The organism is Ruegeria sp. HKCCD6428, assembly GCF_013110595.1.
In the GTDB taxonomy this organism is placed as follows: Bacteria; Pseudomonadota; Alphaproteobacteria; order Rhodobacterales; family Rhodobacteraceae; genus Ruegeria.
In genome coordinates this window covers 1-3,372 of sequence record NZ_WVQX01000023.1, presented here as the reverse complement: position 1 = coordinate 3,372, position 3,372 = coordinate 1, and the positions used below count along the sequence as shown (strand labels likewise).

At 51.8% G+C, this 3,372-nt stretch carries 2 protein-coding genes; one reads left to right on the top strand and one right to left on the bottom strand.

Annotated elements, in window-relative coordinates:
- Positions 1 to 125: 125 nt before the first annotated feature.
- Entirely contained in the window at positions 126 to 1,838 is a 1,713-nt protein-coding gene (locus GS620_RS21780) for an adenylate/guanylate cyclase domain-containing protein (RefSeq protein ID WP_171617722.1), read from the top strand.
- Positions 1,839 to 2,031: 193 nt separating this feature from the next.
- On the opposite strand, the gene GS620_RS21775 is transcribed toward GS620_RS21780, so the two are convergent.
- A partial coding sequence (locus tag GS620_RS21775; RefSeq protein WP_171617721.1) for a hypothetical protein occupies positions 2,032 to 3,372 on the bottom strand: 1,341 nt, incomplete at its 5' end.

Sequence of the window (3,372 nt, the reverse complement as noted above, 5' to 3'; positions counted from 1 at the left end):
CATGATCTCCAGCATGGAATGGATTTTGAGAGCAGTTTGGGACTTAGGGATTAACGCTCAAAGGCAAAGTTGTCGGGCTGACAGAAGTTGAGTGTCGCGCTAAGTTCCTCAAAACGGGGGAACGAATGGACAGACGGCTTACCACAGTGCTTGCGGCGGACATCGTCGGATATTCAGCACTGATGGATCATGACCGTGAAGGTACGATTGCTGCGCTTAGATCATTCCGTGAAGATACACTTCAGTCGCTGCTACAAGCCCACAGGGGGACATTGATCAAAAGCTTGGGCGACGGTTGGATTGCCGAGTTTAAGTCCACATCAGACGCTGCAGATTGCGCTATTGCATTACAGTCAGCGCAGAAACCAGAGAGCATCAAGCTTCGAATTGGCATTCATACTGGCGAGGTCGTTACAGAAGGCGATGACATTTTTGGTGACGGAATAAATGTCGCCGCTCGTCTCGAAGCGCTAGCCGAACCGGATCAGGTTTTGATATCGGACACATCTCACAACAGTCTTGACCGAGGTGACGCATCCAAATTCGATGGCGGTGAGCAGACAGAACTCAAAAACATCACGCGCCGCATTGGTGTTTGGTGCTGGCCAAAGGGCACTTTTGCCAATCTGTCAGAAAAGGCAGATGTCAGACCCGGGATTGCAGTGCTGCCATTCGACAATATGTCTGGTGATCCCGAACAGGAGTTTTTTGCGGACGGCATCACCGAAGACATTATCACAGAGTTGTCTCGTTTCCGTTGGCTGATGGTCGTGGCAAGAAATTCATCTTTTACATTCAAAGGAAAAAGCACGGACATACGCGAAGTGGGTCGCATTCTTGGAGTGCGCTACGTTCTCGAGGGTTCAGTCAGACGAGCAGCTCAACGAGTCCGCATTACAGGGCAGTTGATTGATGCGGAAGACAACAGTCATCTCTGGGCAGACCGCTTCGACGGCGTGCTTGATGATATTTTTGACCTTCAAGACAAAGTAACGCTGGAGGTCGTAACCGCGATTGAACCGTCTTTAAGGCACGCCGAAACTAACCGAGCGCGGGCAAAACCTACGGAAAATTTGGAAGCTTATGAACTATATCTTCGAGCACAATCGCATTTCCATCTTTTAACGGATCAAGACAATCGAGAGGCCATACGTCTGACAAACCTCGCATTGAGGCGTGATCCAGAATACGCATCCGCGTCAGGGCTGTTGGCTTGGTTGCATATTCAACGAATGGTTCAAGGGCTTGAGCCAATTGGTGAAGGGCCGAAAGAGGCTATTAAGGCAGCCGAGCGGGTTCTGTTGAGCGATCGTGCAGACGGCATCGCGTTGGCGTACGCTGCGCATTCAATCTCTATGCTGGCGCGAGACCTGCCACGCGCGCGGGTTGCTTTCAAACAAGCTCTTGAGCAAAATCCAAATGCCGCAACGGTCCATATGCTGGGCTCCATCAACCTTTTTCTTCTTGATCGTCCAGAGGAAGCACTAAGTCACGCGGTTCAATCTGTTGAGCTCAGCCCTCACGATCCATTGCGCCACGCTGCTTACCTTGCTCAGGCTAGCGCGCTTTTTCACCTTGGGCGTTATGAAGAATCGGCTAAGGCTTGCCGAGAAGCTTTATCTGTACGCTCAAACTTCGTAATGAGCCATCTTATGCTGATTGCTGCTTTGGGACACCTCACCGATGATGCTGCAGCTCGCAAAGCGGTAGCGGACCTTCAGACGTTGCGCCCGGGCCTGACTGCAGCCTCAGCGCAGACACAAATGCCAATATTCACTGTTCCATCCTGTGCAGATAGTTGGCGCGAAGGTTGGTTAAAAGCAGGGTTGCCAAAATGAGTATCCGTAGCGTTTTTGCAAAGGCTTTAGCTTCGCACCGCTCCAAGTGAACGTCAGGTCACAAAATTGAAGATGAAAGAACTGAATGAGCACAGCAATAGCTTCCTGTGACTTCACGGAGTGTTAGAAACTGATTTATCCACAATTCAACCCTTCGTCTGTCCGATAGCTCGGCCCACTTGTTTCTGCAGCGTCAATTTTGAGCTTCGGACGGCACCACCTCTCGCCCAGTTCTCCGTTCATGTTCCGCCAATCGTTGAAGATACGCCTCGGACCGGGCCGTCTGCCGCCATATCACATAATCTTTCACATGGTCGGCATTGGGATCGGCTTGTTCGTCCAGCCCGTAGAACTTGTTCGATGTTGGTAACGGTGCACCGGCCACTTCCGCTGACGCCTCGGCCATAACCCGTTTCAGTTCGCCCACCCGGGTATAGTCGATGATAAAACTGTCATGCACGGACAGGACTGGCACTGCCTGATCGCAGAAATAACGATGAACGCGCTCCGCAATCTGACCATCAAGGTTCATCAACTGGATACCTTGATCCGCGAACAGAAAGTCCTCGATGTGAGGGGTCTTCTCCAGGAATCCCTTCAGTAACTTATCCAGTTGTTCGTTAGTCAGCGTCTTGCCTGCGTGGCCGGTTGGGTATTCGCTTCGAAACGCCCGGAAAGCAGCATCCCTAGAACCAGCGTTTATCGCTGTGAGTACAAGCCGCTTGATAAATTGACGCTGTAGCACTGGAGGTAGCCATGCACCCAGTATGTCGGGCAACTCATAGGGATCGCCGTCAAGTTCTTTTCCTGCTCGAAGGCTGAGCAACGAGACATGGAGACTGCGGAAGTCCACCTCGACGACGGGCGTATCGTTGATGAAGATCTTTGACCTCCAGTCACTGTTGATCTGCTGCCACCAACCACCATGAAAGCGCCCATTCAGGTTGAAGTTCGAACGACTGAATATCCTGCGGGTAAGCTTGTGATGATGGTCGGTGGTGACATCATCGACCCTTGGTTCATCCAATATAGGGATATCAATGAAAGCATCAGCGATTACTTGGTTATAGCGCTCAAGTTCAGCCCGCATTCCGATGATCTCGTCGGTATCCTCGTACTCGACCAGTGCCTCTGCGTTGTCGCCTCTGAGAATGATGATTTCTTCACCTTCGACCCGACCAACGTCATCTCGTCTGAATGCCACTTCGGCGAACCACCCCTGGAGCACCTCGGAGGCTCGTATCCTCGTCGTTCTGTTCCCCCGGGCGAGAGGACCCGAGTAACTGCCCTTTGCAACATCCAATAGTCCTGCTTCGATTAGGGTGCGAATGATCAGGATGATCTTCTTGGATATATGGATCGCGTTATAGCGGGAAGACGTGTCCCAGTAGTTCGAGGACATAGAGACGCCGATAGACAGTTCCGGGTCTTCCAACCAAGCGACATACAGGTCTAGAACCAACACCCGCAGTTGATGCCTGAATGCAGTCTTCGGCTTCGGTCCGGACGTCTGATCACTCGGCAGGTAGTCGTC